The organism is Microvirga tunisiensis, assembly GCF_009296175.1.
GTDB classification, from domain to species: Bacteria; Pseudomonadota; Alphaproteobacteria; order Rhizobiales; family Beijerinckiaceae; genus Microvirga; species Microvirga tunisiensis.
The window spans coordinates 1-652 of sequence record NZ_VOSK01000946.1 but is presented as its reverse complement, the minus strand read 5'-3'; the positions used below and the strand labels follow the sequence as shown (position 1 = coordinate 652).

The window sequence follows — 652 nt, the reverse complement described above, 5'->3', positions numbered from 1 at the left end:
TGTTGCTTGTCTCAATGATGTTAGGGAAGCGAGCGGATTACAAATCCGCGCTCATGCAATGATGGAATCATACGGCACAGCGCCATGACCGTCTGGTCGCGCAGACCAGCGTCAGTGCCCGGTTTCAGTCGGCTCATAGGCTTAATCCTCCTGCCAAGATTTCCTGAACTAGCTCTATGTAATCAACTAGATTGCCAACGGAGTCCTCGATCGTGTCTCTGCTGATTCCAGCTTTGTCGGCCTCTACCCAGCAAGCTCTGGCGAGCTGTTCAGCTTTAGAGGCATCGCCTACGGCGGCATACCCGGTTGGATGGACGTTTTCATCAATCCACTGATCCACAAATCGTTTTGCGTCTTTTGTCATATTGATTCGTTTGAAGGGTACGGAATTCGCAGAAGGTAAGCATCCTGCTCAATAGGCTCGGTGATTAAATTCAAAGAACGTTCGCGAGTTCGATATGGTCGGAGAGCTGCAGCTCATTTTCCCAACACAGTCTCCACCGCACCTGAGAGCGCATGCGAGGACCTCCTCTTTCCTGCGATTATCTAAGGAACGCATCACACGTCGAAGTGGCGGCGTGATTGGTGCACGTCAGACGTTGTCGCCAGCGATCGTGATGCTAGCCATGCGGTCTGATAAACCTTGGTAGCG

At 51.8% G+C, this 652-nt stretch carries 1 protein-coding gene and 1 pseudogene; both read right to left on the bottom strand.

Features of this window, described 5'->3' with window-relative positions; genetic code table 11:
* Positions 1-133: 133 nt before the first annotated feature.
* The gene (locus FS320_RS44655; RefSeq protein ID WP_152718808.1) at positions 134-364 is read right to left on the bottom strand and encodes a DUF768 domain-containing protein; all 231 of its coding nucleotides are present in this window, start codon (positions 362-364) and stop codon (positions 134-136) included.
* A 79-nt stretch (positions 365-443) separates the two neighbouring features.
* Positions 444-518 (bottom strand): annotated as a pseudogene (locus FS320_RS44650) (acyltransferase); the annotation flags it as partial.
* Between the last annotated feature and the right edge of the window lie 134 nt (positions 519-652).

Coding starts and splice junctions, on each gene's coding strand:
- FS320_RS44655 (WP_152718808.1), bottom strand. CDS start 364: ATGACAAAAGACGCAAAACGATTTGTGGATCAGTGGATTGATGAAAAC.